12 protein-coding genes and 8 tRNA genes are annotated in these 16,353 nt (G+C 65.4%); 18 read left to right on the top strand and 2 right to left on the bottom strand.

Features of this window, described 5'->3' with window-relative positions:
* Position 1: 1 nt before the first annotated feature.
* Positions 2–295 carry a ribosome assembly RNA-binding protein YhbY gene (gene yhbY, locus HBF32_RS06805; protein ID WP_166698934.1) on the bottom strand — a complete coding sequence of 98 codons (294 nt, stop codon included), beginning with the start codon at positions 293–295 and terminating at the stop codon, positions 2–4.
* A gap of 80 nt (positions 296–375) precedes the next feature.
* Between yhbY and rlmE the strand changes: the two genes are divergently transcribed.
* From rlmE to HBF32_RS06765, 8 genes are all read left to right on the top strand, one after another.
* The gene (gene rlmE / locus HBF32_RS06800; protein ID WP_166698933.1) at positions 376–1,026 is read left to right on the top strand and encodes a 23S rRNA (uridine(2552)-2'-O)-methyltransferase RlmE; all 651 of its coding nucleotides are present in this window, start codon (positions 376–378) and stop codon (positions 1,024–1,026) included.
* Positions 1,023–2,954, top strand: coding sequence for an ATP-dependent zinc metalloprotease FtsH (gene ftsH / locus HBF32_RS06795; protein ID WP_193570332.1), 1,932 nt, complete (start codon positions 1,023–1,025; stop codon positions 2,952–2,954). Before rlmE ends, ftsH begins: the two co-directional genes overlap by 4 nt.
* Positions 2,955–3,176: 222 nt before the next feature.
* Positions 3,177–3,253: transfer RNA gene (locus HBF32_RS06790), tRNA-Arg, on the top strand.
* Positions 3,254–3,394: 141 nt separating this feature from the next.
* Positions 3,395–3,471 (top strand) — tRNA-Pro (locus tag HBF32_RS06785).
* Between the two features lie 24 nt (positions 3,472–3,495).
* A tRNA-Arg gene (locus tag HBF32_RS06780) sits at positions 3,496–3,572 on the top strand.
* A gap of 14 nt (positions 3,573–3,586) precedes the next feature.
* A tRNA-His gene (locus HBF32_RS06775) sits at positions 3,587–3,663 on the top strand.
* A 21-nt stretch (positions 3,664–3,684) separates the two neighbouring features.
* Positions 3,685–3,760, top strand: a tRNA-Lys gene (locus HBF32_RS06770).
* Positions 3,761–3,882: 122 nt separating this feature from the next.
* A tRNA-Leu gene (locus HBF32_RS06765) sits at positions 3,883–3,967 on the top strand.
* Between the two features lie 150 nt (positions 3,968–4,117).
* Here the strand turns inward: HBF32_RS06765 and HBF32_RS06760 are convergent.
* Complete coding sequence (locus tag HBF32_RS06760; protein ID WP_166698932.1) at positions 4,118–5,509, bottom strand: MFS transporter; 1,392 nt, start codon at positions 5,507–5,509, stop codon at positions 4,118–4,120.
* A 94-nt stretch (positions 5,510–5,603) separates the two neighbouring features.
* On the opposite strand from HBF32_RS06760, the gene soxR reads away from it, so the two are divergent.
* The 10 genes from soxR (at position 5,604) to fabV (ending at position 16,341) form a co-directional block, all read left to right on the top strand.
* Positions 5,604–6,038: a redox-sensitive transcriptional activator SoxR gene (gene soxR / locus HBF32_RS06755; RefSeq protein WP_166698931.1), complete on the top strand. Its 435-nt coding sequence runs from the start codon at positions 5,604–5,606 to the stop codon at positions 6,036–6,038.
* A 178-nt stretch (positions 6,039–6,216) separates the two neighbouring features.
* Positions 6,217–7,509: a trigger factor gene (gene tig / locus HBF32_RS06750; RefSeq protein WP_166698930.1), complete on the top strand. Its 1,293-nt coding sequence runs from the start codon at positions 6,217–6,219 to the stop codon at positions 7,507–7,509.
* Between the two features lie 53 nt (positions 7,510–7,562).
* The gene (gene clpP / locus HBF32_RS06745) at positions 7,563–8,189 is read left to right on the top strand and encodes an ATP-dependent Clp endopeptidase proteolytic subunit ClpP (RefSeq protein ID WP_413626742.1); all 627 of its coding nucleotides are present in this window, start codon (positions 7,563–7,565) and stop codon (positions 8,187–8,189) included.
* A 103-nt stretch (positions 8,190–8,292) separates the two neighbouring features.
* Entirely contained in the window at positions 8,293–9,588 is a 1,296-nt protein-coding gene (clpX, locus tag HBF32_RS06740; RefSeq protein ID WP_072321389.1) for an ATP-dependent Clp protease ATP-binding subunit ClpX, read from the top strand.
* A gap of 171 nt (positions 9,589–9,759) precedes the next feature.
* A complete protein-coding gene (lon, locus tag HBF32_RS06735; RefSeq protein ID WP_166698928.1) occupies positions 9,760–12,264 on the top strand; it encodes an endopeptidase La in 2,505 nt (834 codons plus the stop codon).
* A gap of 310 nt (positions 12,265–12,574) precedes the next feature.
* Positions 12,575–12,847: an HU family DNA-binding protein gene (locus HBF32_RS06730; RefSeq protein WP_072321387.1), complete on the top strand. Its 273-nt coding sequence runs from the start codon at positions 12,575–12,577 to the stop codon at positions 12,845–12,847.
* Between the two features lie 16 nt (positions 12,848–12,863).
* Positions 12,864–12,938, top strand: a tRNA-Val gene (locus HBF32_RS06725).
* A gap of 10 nt (positions 12,939–12,948) precedes the next feature.
* Positions 12,949–13,025, top strand: a tRNA-Asp gene (locus tag HBF32_RS06720).
* Between the two features lie 59 nt (positions 13,026–13,084).
* On the top strand, positions 13,085–14,995 hold the full coding sequence (locus tag HBF32_RS06715) for a SurA N-terminal domain-containing protein (protein ID WP_166698927.1): 1,911 nt from the start codon (positions 13,085–13,087) through the stop codon (positions 14,993–14,995).
* 122 nt (positions 14,996–15,117) lie between these two features.
* Positions 15,118–16,341 (top strand): enoyl-ACP reductase FabV, encoded by a 1,224-nt coding sequence (fabV, locus tag HBF32_RS06710; RefSeq protein WP_166698926.1) that lies wholly within the window; start codon positions 15,118–15,120, stop codon positions 16,339–16,341.
* Positions 16,342–16,353: the final 12 nt, after the last annotated feature.

Raw genomic sequence — 16,353 nt, 5'->3', positions numbered from 1 at the left:
GTTACCGGGGCAGGGCGAGCTTCGGATCCTGTTCGTTGCGACGGAACAGGACCACCACGTGGCCGATCTCCTGGACCGTCTCCGCGCCGGTCTGGCCGGCGAGGAAGGCGATCTGCTCCTGGCGCTCGTCCTTGTCGCCCCCGGAGAGCTTCACTTTCACCAGCTCGTGGATGTCGAGGGCCTGGGCCAGCTCCTTGGCGACGGCCTCGGTGGCTCCCTTGTTCCCCAGGAGGATGACGGGGCGGAGGTCGTGGGCGAGGCTGCGCAGGTAGCGGCGCTGTGTAGGGGAGAGCATGCGTTCAGTTTCGGTTCGCGGCGGATAGGCGGCAAAGGGTATCATGCGAGGCTTGCCCACTTCCTCCGCGGGTCCACCCGATGTCACGCAGCAAGAGCAGTTCCCGCTGGCTTCGGGAGCATTTCGACGACGTTTACGTCAGGCGCGCCCAGGCCGAGGGCCTGCGTTCGCGCGCCGTATTCAAACTCGAGGAACTCATCGACCGCGATCGCCTGATCAAGCCCGGCATGACCATCGTCGACCTCGGCGCCGCCCCGGGCGGCTGGTCGCAGCTGGCCCGGCAGCGCCTCGGCGACACCGGCAAGGTGATCGCGCTGGACATCCTGCCCATGGCGGGGCTGGCCGGCGTGGACTTCATGCAAGGCGATTTCCGCGAGGAATCGGTCCTGCACGAGCTGGAAAGCAAGCTGGAAGGACAGAAGGTCGATCTTGTCCTCTCCGACATGGCCCCCAATATGTCCGGTGTGGCACTCGCCGACCAGATCCGCGCCATGGACCTTTGCGACCTGGCCCGCCAATTCAGCCTCGACTGGCTGAAGCCTGGGGGTTCATTTCTCGTGAAGCTGTTCCAGGGGGCGGGTTTCGACGATTACCTTAAGAACTTGCGCGCGGACTTCAGTCGCGTGACGATGCGTAAACCGAAGGCCTCCCGCGCGCGTTCGCGGGAAGTCTATGCGCTGGCGACCGGACTGAAGTCCGCGTCCCGGCAACCTGGCGAGAACCGCGCATGAACGAGATGGCAAAAAACCTGTTGCTCTGGCTGATCATCGCGGTGGTCCTGCTGACCGTATTCCAGACCTTCAACCCGCACAGCGGGGCGTCGCAGGACATGTCCTACACGACCTTCGCCCAGCAGGTGGATAACGGCAACGTCGCCAGCGGCACCATCACCTCCACCGCTCCGCCGACCATCACCGGCAAGCTGAAGGACGGCGGCTCCTACCGCACCGTGGTGCCGGTGGTGGGCCTGTCCACCAGCGACCTTGTGAAGACGATGCGCGACAAGGGCGTCGAGCTGCGCCAGGAACCCGCCGACAACGGCTTCTCGCTGATCGGCCTGCTGTTCAACTGGCTGCCCATCATCATCTTCGTGGCCGTGCTGATCTGGTTCATGCGCCAGATGCAGGCGGGCTCGGGTGGCCGCGGCGCCATGAGCTTCGGCCGCTCGCGCGCCAAGCTGCAGGGCGAGGACCAGGTCAAGGTCAATTTCAGCGATGTGGCCGGCTGCGACGAGGCGAAGGAAGAGGTCGGCGAGCTGGTCGAATTCCTCCGCGACCCGGGCAAGTTCCAGAAGCTGGGCGGCAAGATCCCGCGCGGCGTGCTCATGGTCGGCCCGCCCGGTACCGGCAAGACGCTCCTCGCCAAGGCCATCGCCGGCGAGGCCAAGGTGCCGTTCTTCTCGATCTCCGGTTCCGACTTCGTCGAGATGTTCGTCGGCGTCGGCGCCAGCCGCGTGCGCGACATGTTCGAGCAGGCGAAGAAGCACGCGCCCTGCATCATCTTCATCGACGAGATCGACGCCGTCGGCCGCCATCGCGGCGCCGGCATGGGCGGCGGTCACGACGAGCGCGAGCAGACCCTCAACCAGCTGCTGGTCGAAATGGACGGCTTCGAGGGCACCGAGGGCATCATCGTCATCGCCGCCACCAACCGTCCCGACGTGCTCGATCCGGCGTTGCTGCGTCCGGGCCGCTTCGACCGCCAGGTGGTGGTCGGCCTGCCGGACGTGAAGGGCCGTGAGCAGATCCTCAAGGTGCACATGCGCAAGGTGCCCACCGCGGCCGACGTCGACGCGATGACCATCGCGCGCGGCACGCCGGGCTTCTCGGGCGCCGACCTCGCCAACCTCGTGAACGAGGCCGCGCTGTTCGCCGCCCGCGAGAACGCCCGCGAAGTGCGCATGAGCCACATGGATCGCGCGCGCGACAAGATCCTGATGGGCGCGGAGCGCCGTTCGATGGCGATGAACGACGAAGAGAAGCGTCTCACCGCCTACCACGAGGCCGGCCACGCGATCATCGGCCGTCTCGTGCCCGAGCACGATCCCGTCTACAAGGTCACCATCATCCCGCGCGGTCGCGCGCTGGGCGTGACGATGTACCTGCCGGAAGGCGACCGTTACAGCATGAACAAGGTCGCGATCGAATCGCAGCTGTGCTCGCTGTACGGCGGCCGCGTGGCGGAAGAGATCATCTTCGGCCACGACAAGGTCACCACGGGCGCCTCGAACGACATCGAGCGCGCCACGAAGATGGCCCGCAACATGGCCACGAAGTGGGGCCTGTCCGACGAACTCGGCCCGGTCACCTACGGCGAGGAGGAAGACGAGGTCTTCATCGGCCGCTCGGTCACGCAGCACAAGAGCGTGTCCAACGAAACCGCGCGCAAGATCGACGAAGTGGTGCGCACCATCCTCGACCGCGCGTACGCGCGCAGCAAGGAACTGCTCACCACGAACATCGACAAGCTGCACGTGATGGCCGAGGCCCTGCTGCAGTACGAGACGATCGACGCGCGCCAGATCGACGACATCATGAACGGTCGCGAGCCGGGTCCGCCGGCCGACTGGCAGAAGCCTGGCTCGACGCCGCCGCCGCCTCCGCGTGGCGACGCGGGCTCCGCGCCCGACAAGGTCGGCAAGCCGGCGACGCAGCTGTAAGACGAAAGGGCGGCCACGAGCCGCCCTTTTTCTTCTCTGTGGGAGCGGCTTCAGCCGCGATGGCGCTAGCCCCGATCTCGCCGTTTACAGCGTTGTTACCGATTCGCGAAAAAAAAGATGTAAAAAGTGTTGACGCACGCGCCGGATATCTGAATAATTCCGCTTCTCGACACGGCGCTAACGCCTCATGGCGATAGTCTCCGGGTCAACGGTTTAAAGTGTGCGCCCGTAGCTCAGTTGGATAGAGTACCAGGCTACGAACTTGGTGGTCGGGAGTTCGAATCTCTCCGGGCGCACCATCTTTAAGCAAAGCCATCGCGCTTGCGCGGCGGTTGCGGTAGTTGAAAGTGTGGTGTGTTCATACGGATTGACGGGCTTGGCTTTGACCCGTAACATTTGAAGGCTTCACCCCAGTAGTATCGGGATGGTGCTTGACGTTTCGGGGTATAGCTCAGTCTGGTAGAGCGCCAGCTTTGGGAGCTGGATGTCGGGGGTTCGAATCCCTCTGCCCCGACCAGTTGGCGTTCTACGTACAGTGCCTGCGCCTGTAGCTCAATCGGATAGAGCATCGGCCTTCTAAGCCGACGGTTGCAGGTTCGATTCCTGTCGGGCGCGCCAATTGAAGTTTTATGGTGGGCGTAGCTCAGCTGGTTAGAGTACCGGATTGTGATTCCGGATGTCGTGGGTTCGAGTCCCATCGTCCACCCCACTTACAACGCGAGTTTCAAACGGGCCGTTAGCTCAGTTGGTAGAGCAGTTGACTCTTAATCAATTGGTCGTAAGTTCGAATCTTACACGGCCCACCAATGCGAAGGCGCTCAGGGAAACCTGGGCGCCTTTTTCCTTATCGGGCCCGCGAAGGGCCATCCCTGCGCAGAGAGGGTCTTTATGGACCCACGGTCACCAGCCCTCTAGAATGCCTTCGCGAGCGAGAGTGGCGGAATTGGTAGACGCACCAGATTTAGGTTCTGGCGCCGCAAGGCGTAAGGGTTCGAGTCCCTTCTTTCGCACCATCGCGTGTCCCCTTGGATCAGGCACTTAGGCGTTGCGACGTCGTAAGCGTTGCATCTGATGCGGGTATTGCTGTCGCGTAACGATTAACTCCTCGTGCGCGGCGTCCGGGTCGGTGATGTCGGTTCACGATTCCAGTCCTTTGCGGTGCTTCATGGTGTGGCCCGGATTTCCGTCCGACGAGCGACTACAGTACCCAAGGCCGCAAGCGTCACGGTGATCGCGAAGTTGGCCGCAAATGCCGCTGTGGGCGAAAGATCGAGCAGCGCCGCGAACAGCGAGCCACCGATCGCCAGCGTCGTCGCCACCATCAACGACTCGCACAATTGCAGCGCGGAGCTGTTCGTGCCTTGTTCGTGCTCGCCCGACATCGACAGCGCGAGTACGGCGACCGTACCGTAGAGCATGCCCATGCCGAGACCGGTCAACAGCCATCCCGCGACGGAAGCGGCGACAGGCATCCATGCGAACGTGCTCAACGACGCCAGCACCGCGCCGATCACCATCATCGCCGTGCCGCGACGGAGAAGCGTCTGTCGCGACACCTTCGCGTAGTGGCCCTGGTACCACGAGCCGGAGAACCAGCCGAGGGCACCGACGCTGATGGCGATGCCCGACCACATCGGCGACAGGCCGTGCTCGCGCGAGAACGCCAGCGGCAGGAAGGCCTCGGTGCCGAAGAACGCGGAGGCCGCCACGCCGCGCAGCGCGATCACCGCGGGCAGGCCACGTGCCGCTAGCAGCGTGCCCGGTGGAAGCAGTCGCTTGCCGCAGGCGAAGAGGAGGGCGATCGCGGGAACGAACAAGGCGGCGGCGAGCCAGCCTCGCTCCTGGCCCGCGACGAAGAGCAGGCACACACCCAGGGAAGCGCCGATGGCGTTCGCCATCCGTCGTGTCGTATCCGTACCGGCCTTTCCGGTCGGGCGGCCGAGCGAGCGAAGCGCACCGCGCAGTCCCGCCGCGGCGGGGATCGCCAGCAGCGGCACGCCGAGGAACACCCAGCGCCAGCCGGCATGCTCCACGATGGCGCCGCTCACCGCCGGGCCGATCAAGGCCGGCACCACCCAGCCCGCCGAGAAGGAGGCGAACACCTTCGGCCTCAGCGAATCCGGATACAGGCGCCCGACGATGACGTACAGCGCAGGCGAAAGGCAGCCCGCGCCGAGGCCCTGGACCAGGCGACCCACCAGCAAGGTCGGCATGTCGCGGGCGAAGCCCGCGATCAGCAGGCCGAGGACGAACCCGGCCAGCCCCGTCCACATGGCCGGTGCCGGCCCCTTGCGATCGCTCCAGCGTCCCGAGAGCGTCATGCCGATCACGCTGGTCGCCAGCACGCCGCCGAAGGCCAGGGCGTAAGCCTTCAGGCCATCCAGCTCCCGCGCCACCGTCGGCATGGCCGTGGTGACGGCCAGCGCCTCGAAGGCGATAAGGGAAATGAGCGACACCATGCCCACGGTGGCCGCTCGGTAGGGCGGGGCGAGGATGCCCTCGGCCGGAGGCGCGGCGGGCGCCAGGGTCTTTGGATCGGACGTGCCCACGTTCATTCGGTTTCCTTGGGAGGCGGCGAGTCTCGCACGCTTGCGCGGGAGAATCAGAGGGTGCAGCATGTGACCTCAACCATTGTTGAGGTCAAGCGCGATGCGCGAACTGAGCGTGGGCGAGGCAGCCAGGCGGGCGGGGGTGGCGGTCTCGACCCTGCATTTCTACGAGCGGAAAGGGCTGATACGCAGCCTGCGCACGTCCGGCAACCAGCGCCGTTACGGCGTCGACGTACTGCGCCGGCTCGCGGTGATCCGGGTCGCGCAGCGGGTCGGCATCCCGCTGGAGGCCGTCCGTCGGGCCTTCGAGGCCCTGCCGGACGAGCGGACGCCCACCCGCGAGGAATGGGCCCGGCTGTCCGCCGCCTGGCATGACGAGCTGGAAGAGCGGATCGCCCAGCTGGTCAACCTGAAGGATCGGCTGACCGGTTGTATCGGCTGCGGATGCCTTTCGCTGACGGCCTGCGGCCTCGCCAATCCGGGGGACGAACTGGCCGCCGAAGGACACGGCCCCAGGCGCTGGGCGACCCCTTGAGGCAGGTTGCGGCGGCGGGAGGGCAAAACGTAGAATGGGCAGTCATTTGCGGGGGTTTTCGCCGCTGGGGAGCAGGTCGCGGCGGCCGACCCGGTAGTCGCGGTGAATCCCATTGTTTCGGTTACGGCGGACGGATGTCCGCCATCGCGCCACGTCCGTGGTGGTTTCAGGAGAGGTCATGCAGGTTTCGGTTGAGAATGTGGGCAAGCTCGGGCGCAAGCTCACGGTGAAGTTCCCGGCTGAGCGTCTGGAGACGCAGGTCAGCGAGCGCATCGCGGAAATGGGCCGTACGGTGCGCCTGAAGGGCTTCCGTCCCGGCAAGGTGCCGACCAACGTGATCAAGCAGCGCTTCGGCGCGCAGGTCCGTGGCGAAGCCCTCTCCGACCTCATCGGCAGCACGCTGCGCGAGGCGTTCCAGCAGGAGAAGCTGCAGCCCATCGCCAACCCGTCGGTCGACACCACGGGCAACGCCGAGAACGGCGAAATCGCCTACACGGCCACCTTCGAGGTGATGCCGGAATTCCCGGCCATCGACGTGGCGGCGATCGAGATCGCCCGTCCCAAGGCCGAGGTGAAGGACACCGACATCGACAAGATGATCGAGACCCTGCGCACCCAGCGCCGCAGCTTCGACGAAGTGACCCGCGCCTCGAAGGAGGGCGACTTCGTCATGTTCGAATACGCCGCCGCCTCGGGCGACTACCGCTTCCCGGCCGAGGGCCTGGAGCGCGCCGGCAGCGTGCTGGGTTCCGGCACCCTGTTCAAGGCCCTGGACGAGGCCCTGACCGGCCGCAGCGCCGGCGAGGAACTGACCCAGGACGTCGCCTTCCCGGAAGACTTCCGTAACCCGGACCTGGCCGGCAAGACCGCCAGCGTCACGTTCAAGATCGTGAAGGTGCAGGAGCCGAACCTGCCCACCGTGGACGCCGAATTCGTGAAGATGTTCGGCGTGGCCGACGGCGACCTCGAGACCTTCCGCAAGGAAGTCCGCGCCAACCTCGAGCGCGAGCTCAAGGCCACCCTGATGGCCCGCCTGAAGTCCGAAGTGGCCGAGAAGCTGGCCGCTGCCCACCCGGAGCTGGACGTGCCGGAGCTGATGGCCGATGCCGAGGCCCGCAGCCTCGCCGCCGGCAACCTGCCGCGCGGCCAGGAGCCGAGCGCCGCGATGGTCGCCGAGGCCCTGCCGTTCGCCCGCAAGCGCGTCATCGCCGCTCTCCTGATGGGTGAGATCGCGCGCAAGAACGAACTGCGCCTCGACCGCAAGCGTCTGAGCGAGATGCTGGCCGCCATCGCCTCCACCTACGAGGAGCCGGAGAAGGTCATTGAACTGTATAACGGCGACCCCCAACTGATGTCGGGACTGCAGAACCGCGTCATGGAAGATCAGGTGGCCGAGTGGGTGGCGGACAACGCCAAGACCACCGACCAGGAGCTGAGCTTCGATGAGGTGATGCGGCCGATCGGCGCCTGAACCGCCGATCGCCAGTAACCCCGGGCCCCACACGAAGGAGAGACCCCATGTCCATGGCTCCGATCCAGAACCTCAACCTGGTGCCCATCGTCGTCGAGCAGACCTCGCGCGGCGAGCGTTCGTACGACATCTACTCGCGCCTCCTCAAGGAGCGCGTGATCTTCGCGGTCGGTCCGGTCGACGACTACATGGCCAATGTCATCGTGGCCCAGCTGCTGTTCCTCGAGTCCGAGAACCCGGACAAGGACATCAGCCTGTACATCAACAGCCCCGGTGGCTCCGTCACCGCGGGCATGGCGATCTACGACACGATGCAGTTCGTGAAGCCGGACGTCAGCACGATGTGCATCGGCCAGGCCGCCTCCATGGGCGCCCTGCTGCTGGCCGCGGGTGCCGCCGGCAAGCGCTACTCGCTGCCGCATTCGCGCATCATGATCCACCAGCCGTGGGCCGGCGGTATTTCCGGCCAGGCGACCGACATCGAGATCCACGCCCGTGAGATCCTGACGATGCGCGAGCGCCTCAACGCGATCCTCGCCCACCACAGCGGCAAGACGGTGGAGGAGATCGCCCGCGATACCGAGCGCGACCGCTTCATGAGCGGGGCGGAAGCCCAGGCCTATGGCTTGATCGACTCGGTGTTGGACAAGCGCACGGTCGATACCGTCCGTTCAGCTTGATTCAACCTTTTCGCTTTGAAATCCGGCACTTCGCCCCTACTTCAAGGGGCGAAGCGCTGTGCTATTCTCAAAGCGCACCTGGATTCTCAGTAGGGCCCATAGCATGAGCGACGAGCGGCAGAGCCGTTCCAACGATGGCGGCAAGATTCTTTACTGCTCTTTCTGCGGCAAGAGCCAGCACGAAGTTCGCAAGCTGATCGCTGGCCCCAGCGTGTTCATCTGCGACGAGTGCGTCGAGCTGTGCAACGACATCATCCGCGAGGAACTGGAAGAGAAGGCGGCCTCCGGCCGTACCCAACTTCCGAAGCCGCGCGAGATCATGGAAGCGCTCGACCAGTACGTGGTCGGCCAGACGCGCGCCAAGAAGGCGCTGTCGGTCGCGGTGTACAACCACTACAAGCGCATGGAATCGCGCCAGAAAAACGACGAAGTCGAACTCGGCAAGTCCAACATCCTCCTGATCGGTCCGACCGGTTCGGGCAAGACGCTGCTGGCCGAGACGCTGGCCCGTCTTCTCAATGTGCCGTTCACGATCGCCGACGCCACCACGCTCACCGAGGCGGGTTACGTGGGCGAGGACGTCGAGAACATCATCCAGAAGCTCCTGCAGAAGTGCGACTACGACGTCGAGAAGGCGCAGAGCGGCATCGTGTACATCGATGAAATCGACAAGATCTCGCGCAAGAGCGAGAACCCGTCGATCACCCGCGACGTGTCCGGCGAAGGCGTGCAGCAGGCCCTCCTGAAGCTCATCGAGGGCACGCTCGCCTCGGTGCCGCCGCAGGGCGGCCGCAAGCATCCGCAGCAGGAGTTCCTCCAGGTCGACACGCGCAACATCCTCTTCATCTGCGGCGGCGCGTTCGCCGGGCTGGAGAAGGTGATCCAGCAGCGTTCCGAGACCACCGGCATCGGCTTCGGCGCCGAGGTCCGCTCCAAGGAGCGCACCGAGAACGTCGGCAAGATGTTGTCGGAAGTCGAGCCGGCCGATCTGGTCCGCTTCGGCCTGATCCCGGAGTTCGTGGGCCGCCTGCCGGTCGTCGCGACGCTCGACGAGCTCGACGAGGCTGCCCTGGTGCAGATCCTCACCGAGCCGAAGAACGCCGTCACCAAGCAGTTCCGCAAGCTGTTCGACATGGAAGGCGCCGAACTGGAATTCCGTCCGGAGGCCCTGTCCGCCATCGCCCGTCGCGCGCTGAAGCGCAAGACCGGCGCGCGCGGATTGCGCACCATCCTCGAACAGGTGCTGCTCGACACGATGTTCGAACTGCCCTCGCTGGAGCATGTCAGCAAGGTGGTGGTCGACGACGCCGTGATCGACGGCCAGGCTGAACCGTATCTCATCTACCGTGGGAACCTGCAGCAGCAGCGAATCGCGGGCGAGGGTGGCGACGCGGCCTGATCGCACCGTCAAGGGCATGACCGACGGCCCCGGCGTCCCACGACGCCGGGGCCGTTTTTCTTTGTATGGCGCGCTCTTGATGGATCCTGCGCGAACCACCACTTGACGTGTATGGCGGGTCCGGCGCAGTGTCGGGTCGCGCCCCAATCACCCGAGGGAAACCCCAAGCACATGGCGAAGATTCGCAGACAAACCACGAGCGGTGCCGAACTGGACCAGTTGCCGGTCTTGCCGCTGCGCGACGTCGTCGTCTACCCGCACATGGTCATTCCGTTGTTCGTCGGGCGCGACAAGTCCATGCGCGCACTCGAGCGGGCGATGGAGGGCGAGCGGCAGATCCTCCTCGTGGCACAGAAGAGTCCCGACATCGACGATCCGTCCATCGGCGACCTGCACTCGGTCGGTACGCTCGCCGGCGTCCTGCAACTGCTGAAGCTGCCCGACGGCACCGTCAAGGTGCTCGTCGAGGGACAGTCGCGCGTGCAGATCGACGCGTTCGAAGACGACGCCGGCATGATGAGCGGCCGTGCCCGTGTCATCGAGCCCATCTACAGCAACAACGAACGCGAGCTCGACGTGGTGTCGCGTTCGCTGGTGTCGCTCTTCGAGCAACTGGTGAAGCAGAGCCGCAAGCTGCCGCCGGAAATCCTGGCGACGCTCTCGGGTATCGACGATCCTTCGCGCCTGGCGGACTCCATTGCCGCGCACCTCTCCGTGCGCATGGCCGACAAGCAGCGCGTGCTGGAAACGGCCGACGTGGGCCAGCGCCTCGAACTGCTCATCGGGCTCGTCGACGGCGAGATGGATTTGCAGCAGGTGGAGAAGCGCATCCGCGGCCGCGTGAAGTCGCAGATGGAGAAGAGCCAGCGCGAGTACTACCTCAACGAGCAGATGAAGGCCATCCAGAAGGAGCTGGGGGAGGGCGAAGAGGGCGTCAACGAGATCGAGGAGCTGCAGAAGAAGATCGACGCCGCCGGCATGCCGCCCGCCGTGCTCGCGAAGGCGCGCCAGGAATTCAACAAGCTGAAGCAGATGTCGCCGATGTCCGCGGAAGCCACCGTGGTGCGCAACTACCTCGACTGGGTGGTGGGCGTGCCGTGGAAGAAGCGCAGCAAGGTCCGCAAGGACCTCGCGCTGGCGCAGGAAACGCTCGATGCCGATCACTTCGGCCTCGAGAAGGTGAAGGAACGTATCCTCGAATACCTCGCCGTGCAGCAGCGCGTGAACACGATGAAGGGCCCGATCCTCTGCCTCGTCGGTCCGCCCGGCGTGGGCAAGACCTCGCTCGGTCAGTCGATCGCGAAGGCGACGAACCGCAAGTTCGTCCGCATGAGCCTCGGCGGCGTTCGCGACGAGGCCGAGATCCGCGGCCATCGCCGCACGTACATCGGTTCCATGCCGGGCCGCATCGTGCAGAACCTCAACAAGGTCGGCACGAAGAATCCGCTGTTCGTCCTCGACGAGATCGACAAGATGTCGATGGACTTCCGCGGCGACCCGTCGTCGGCTTTGCTCGAAGTGCTCGACCCGGAGCAGAACAACGCGTTCAACGACCACTACCTCGAGGTCGACCTCGACCTGTCCGAGGTGATGTGGATCGCGACCGCGAACTCGCTCAACATCCCGGGTCCGTTGCTCGACCGCATGGAGGTGATCCGCATCCCGGGTTACACCGAGGACGAGAAGCTCAACATCGCGCAGAAGTACCTGCTGCCGAAGCAGCTGAAGGCCAACGGCCTGAAGGCCGAGGAGCTTGAAGTGGGCGAGGACGCCTTGCGGGACATCGTGCGCTACTACACGCGCGAATCCGGCGTGCGCAACCTGGAACGCGAGATCTCCAAGATCTGCCGCAAGGTGGTGAAGGAGCTGGCGCTGGGCACCGTGCCCGAGAAGGCGAGGGCGAAGCCGGCCAAGGTGGCGAAGGCCGCCAAGGCGAAGCCCGCCGCGCCGGGCCACGTGCGCGTCGACGGCGAGAACCTCGACCACTACCTCGGCGTGCGTCGCTTCGACTTCGGCCGGGCGGAGCAGCAGAACGAAGTGGGCCTGGTCACGGGCCTGGCCTGGACCCAGGTGGGTGGCGACCTCCTCAGCATCGAGGCCTCCGTGGTCCCGGGCAAGGGGCGCCTCGTCCACACCGGCCAGCTCGGCGACGTGATGAAGGAATCGATCCAGGCGGCCCTCAGCGTCGTGCGTGCCAGGGCGGCGGGCCTGGGTATCGAGCCGGACTTCCACGAGAAGCTCGACATCCACATCCACGTACCCGAGGGCGCGACGCCGAAGGACGGTCCGAGCGCGGGCATCGCGATGTGTACGGCGCTGGTCTCGGCCCTGACGAAGGTGCCGGTGCGATCCGAAGTCGCGATGACCGGCGAGATCACCCTGCGCGGCCGGGTACTGCCCATCGGTGGCCTGAAGGAAAAGTTGCTCGCGGCCCATCGCGGCGGCATCACCACGGTGATCATCCCCGACGAGAATAAGAAGGACCTGGTCGACATCCCGGAGAACATCACCGGCTCGCTCGACATCCATCCGGTGAGGTGGATCGACGAGGTGCTCGACCTCGCCCTCGAGCGTCCGCTGGGGCTCAAGAAGGAGGGGGAGGGTGCCGCCGTCGAGGTACCCCGGGCACAGGGCAAGCGCGGAAAGGGGAAGCCTTCGCCGTCGCTGACGCACTGACCTTCATCGTTCCGTGTCACGAACAAGGGCGCACCCAGGTGCGCCCTTTTCGTTTTCGTCGTCCTGTCACGGACACTTCGCGATAATCGTTTTTTGCCTTCCGCGCAAGCCTCCGTGAACGATGCACATGTGCTGAAAGCCTTGGTATTCCTTGTCTTGCGATGGCTGGGGGGCACTGGTATAAAGGCCACTCCGCCATCGCTCGCGCCGCAAGGGCGCCATGGATCGCGGGGTTGCGTTCGCAACCTGACGTCTTCTCGTGAAGGATCGCCGTCCGGCGATTCGAATTACCTTTGAAGGGAGTTACGTAATGAATAAATCCGAGCTTATCGACGCCATCGCCGAGAAGGCCGAACTGTCGAAGGCCGACGCCGGCCGCGCGCTCCAGGGCCTCATCGAAGCCGTCAAGGACGCCCTGAAGAAGGGTGACGATGTCGCCGTCGTGGGCTTCGGCACCTTCAAGGTGCGCAGCCGCGCCGCCCGCACGGGCCGCAACCCGCGCACGAACGAAGAGATCAAGATCCCGGCGTCCAAGGTCCCGGCCTTCACGGCTGGCAAGGCGCTCAAGGATCACGTAAACTAAGCGGTCTTACCGTCGAGGGTGCTTAGCTCAGCGGTAGAGCGTCGCCTTTACACGGCGCTGGTCGGGGGTTCGATCCCCTCAGCACCCACCAGACGGAAAGTGGAGTGGTAGTTCAGTCGGTTAGAATGCTGGCCTGTCACGCCGGAGGTCGCGGGTTCGAGTCCCGTCCACTCCGCCATTGGTCCGCAAAGGCGCCCGCGTGGCGCCTTTGCTTTATCTACCTTCGCGAGTCGCATCATGCTGCAAGCCCTGCGTAACAAGATCCACGGCTGGCCCGCCGCTATCGTCCTCGGCGTTTCCGTTTTCGCCGTCGCGTTCTTCGGCATCGAGTCGTACTTCGTCTCGCATGTCGACACCTATGTGGCCAAGGTGGGCGATCACGAGATCTCCCAGCAGGATTGGCAGCAGCGGCTCAACGAACTTCGCCAGCAGGCCGCGCAGGACCCGCGCTCGCCGTTCACGGCGGCCGACCTCGAGAAGCCCGAGCTGAAGCAGCGCGTGCTCGATGGCATGATCAGCCAGGCCCTGTTGCAGCAGGCGAACACCGACCTCGGCCTCACCGTTTCCGATGCCAGCGTGCGTTCCGCCATCGGCACCGACCCTGGCTTCCAGGTCAACGGTCAGTTCAGTCCGGAAACCTACCGCGCCGTGCTCGCCATGCAGGGCATGAGCCCGGGCATGTACGAGCAGCGCGTGCGCAGTTCGCTCGCCACCCAGATTCTTCCGCAGGCGATCTCGACCACCACGCTGGTCAGCGACGCCGACGTGGATGCATTCTTCCGCCTGCGCCTGCAGCAGCGCGACCTGCGCTTCGTCGAACTGCCGCGTCCCTCGCTTACCGACGCCAACGTGCCGGACAGCGAGATCGAGGCCTTCTACAAGTCGCACATCGCCGACTACACGACGCCGGAACAGGTGTCCGTGCAGTACCTCGAAGTGAAGCAGGCCGACCTCAAGGTGGGCGAACCCACCGACGAGCAGCTGCACGCGTACTACGACAAGTTCAAGCAGCGCTACGCCCAGCCGGAGCAGCGCGAGGCGTCGCACATCCTCGTGAACGTGCCGAAAAACGCCACGCCCGATCAGCAGAAGGCCGCCCTCGAAAAGGCGAAGAAGATCGCCGCCGAGGCCACGCCGGAGAACTTTGCCAAGCTGGCCGCCGAGAACTCGGACGACCTTGGTTCGAAGCGCGCGGGCGGCGACCTCGGCTGGCTCGAGAAAGGCGTGGCCAACGCCGCCTTCGACACCGCCCTGTTCGGCCTGAAGAAGGGCGAGATCACGAAGGAGCCGGTGCTGTCGCCGGAAGAGGGCTACCACATCATCTGGCTGCGCGACGCCCGCGACGGCGATGCGAAGCCCTTCGCCGAGGTGCGCGCGCAGCTCGCCTCCGACTGGGCCAAGAACGAGGGCGAGCGCCTCTACAACGAGCGCGCCGGCCAGCTGGCCGACCTCGCCGAGCGCAACCCGGGTTCGCTCGAGCCGGCCGCCAAGGAGCTGGGCCTCGAGATCAAGACCTCGCCGCTGTTCGGCCACGAAGGCGGCCCGGGCATCCCGGCCGATCCGAAGTTCGTCCAGGCCGCGTTCGCGGACGACGTCCTGAACCAGGGCAACAATTCCTCGCTGGTGCAGGTGGACAAGGGCGACGCGGTCGTCATGCACCTCGCCAAGCACAACGCGGCGGCGCCGAAGGCCCTCGCCGAGGTTACCGACGCCATCCGCCAGCGCATCCTCGACGAGCGCGTCGACACGATGGCCAGGAAGCACGCCGACGAGGTCGCGGCCGAACTTGCCAAGGGCGGCGATGTCGCGGCGCTGGCGAAGGCACCCGTGCGGACCCTCGCCGGCGTGGATCGCAGCAAGCTCGGTACCTTCACCGACGTGCCGCCGGCGATCCTGCAGCAGGTCTTCACGCTGCCGCACCCGGCGAACGGCAAGCCCAGCTGGACCGCGGTGAAGACGGACAACGGCGCCTACGCGCTGGTGGCCGTGGACAAGGTCGTCGACGGCGATCCGTCGAAGGTCGAGAAGGCCCAGCGCGACGCGCTGCGCGGACAGATGATGGATGCGATGGCCCAGGCCGCCACCTTGGAATACATCGAGGCGCTGAAGTCCCACGCCGAGATCAAGATTGCCCAGGACCGCATGTAAGACGAACACGGGTGCATTCGACGCAAGCCTGGGCTGGCTAGCGCAGTCAGCAAACCATGCGGGAGCGCATGGACGGGCGACGCGATTACAATGGCGGTCTTGACGCGTCGAAGGAACCATCCGTGATCATCCAACCCAAGGTCCGAGGCTTCATCTGCACCACCGCTCATCCGGTCGGCTGCGCGAAGAACGTCGAAGAACAGATCGCCATCACCAAGGCCAGTGGCGCGTTCGCCGACGGTCCGAAGCGTGTGCTGGTGATCGGCGCCTCCACCGGCTATGGCCTGGCCTCGCGCATCACGGCGGCCTTCGGCCACGGCGCGGCCACGCTGGGCGTGTTCTTCGAGAAGCCGTCGAGCGAAGCGAAGACCGGCACCGCGGGCTGGTACAACGCACACGCCTTCGACAAGCTCGCCCGCGAGGCCGGCCTGTTCGCGAAGTCGATCAACGCCGATGCGTTCGCCAACGAGACGCGCGCCAAGGCCATCGAGATCATCAGGAACGAGATGGGCGGCAAGGTCGATCTCGTCGTCTACTCGCTGGCCTCGCCGGTGCGCAAGCTGCCGGAAGGCAGCAAGATGGGCGAGCCGGGCTCGGTGGTGCGCTCCGCGCTGAAGACCATGGGCGAAACGTTTACCGCCTCCTCGGTCGACACCAACAGGAACGAAGTGGTGCAGGCCACGGTCGAGCCGGCCAACGAGCAGGAAGTGAAAGACACCGTCACCGTGATGGGTGGCGAGGACTGGACGATGTGGATCGAGGCGCTGGCCGCGGCCGACGTGCTCGCCGATAACGCCACGACCATCGCCTACAGCTACGTCGGCACCTCCATCACCTGGCCGATCTACTGGCATGGCACGCTCGGCCAGGCCAAGCAGCATCTCGATCGCACGGCGAAGGAACTGGGCGAGCGCTACGCGTCCAAGGGCCTGCGCTCCTACGTGGGCGTGATGAAGTCGGTGGTGACCCAGGCCAGCTCGGCCATCCCGGTCATTCCGCTTTACGTCTCCATGGTCTTCAAGATCATGAAGGCGAAGGGCATCCATGAAGGCACCATCGAGCAGATCAACCGTCTGTTCCACGATCGCCTGTACCGCGCGGACGGCAAGCCCGCCGAAACGGACACCGAAGGCCGCGTGCGCCTGGACGACTGGGAACTGCGCGACGACGTGCAGGGGGAATGCAAGGCGCTGTGGCCGACGGTCACCACGGGAAACCTGTGGGACGTGACCGACTATGCCGGCTACAAGCACGACTTCATCAAGCTGTTCGGTTTCGAGGCGAAGGGCGTGGATTACGATGCCGATGTGAGCCCGGACGTGCAGTGGGATGTCGTGCAGCTTTGAGCTTTATTGCGG

Source organism: Luteibacter yeojuensis (genome assembly GCF_011742875.1).
In the GTDB taxonomy this organism is placed as follows: Bacteria; Pseudomonadota; Gammaproteobacteria; order Xanthomonadales; family Rhodanobacteraceae; genus Luteibacter; species Luteibacter yeojuensis.
The sequence above is the reverse complement of the archived record's forward strand: the minus strand, read 5'-3'. Positions and strand labels throughout refer to the sequence as shown.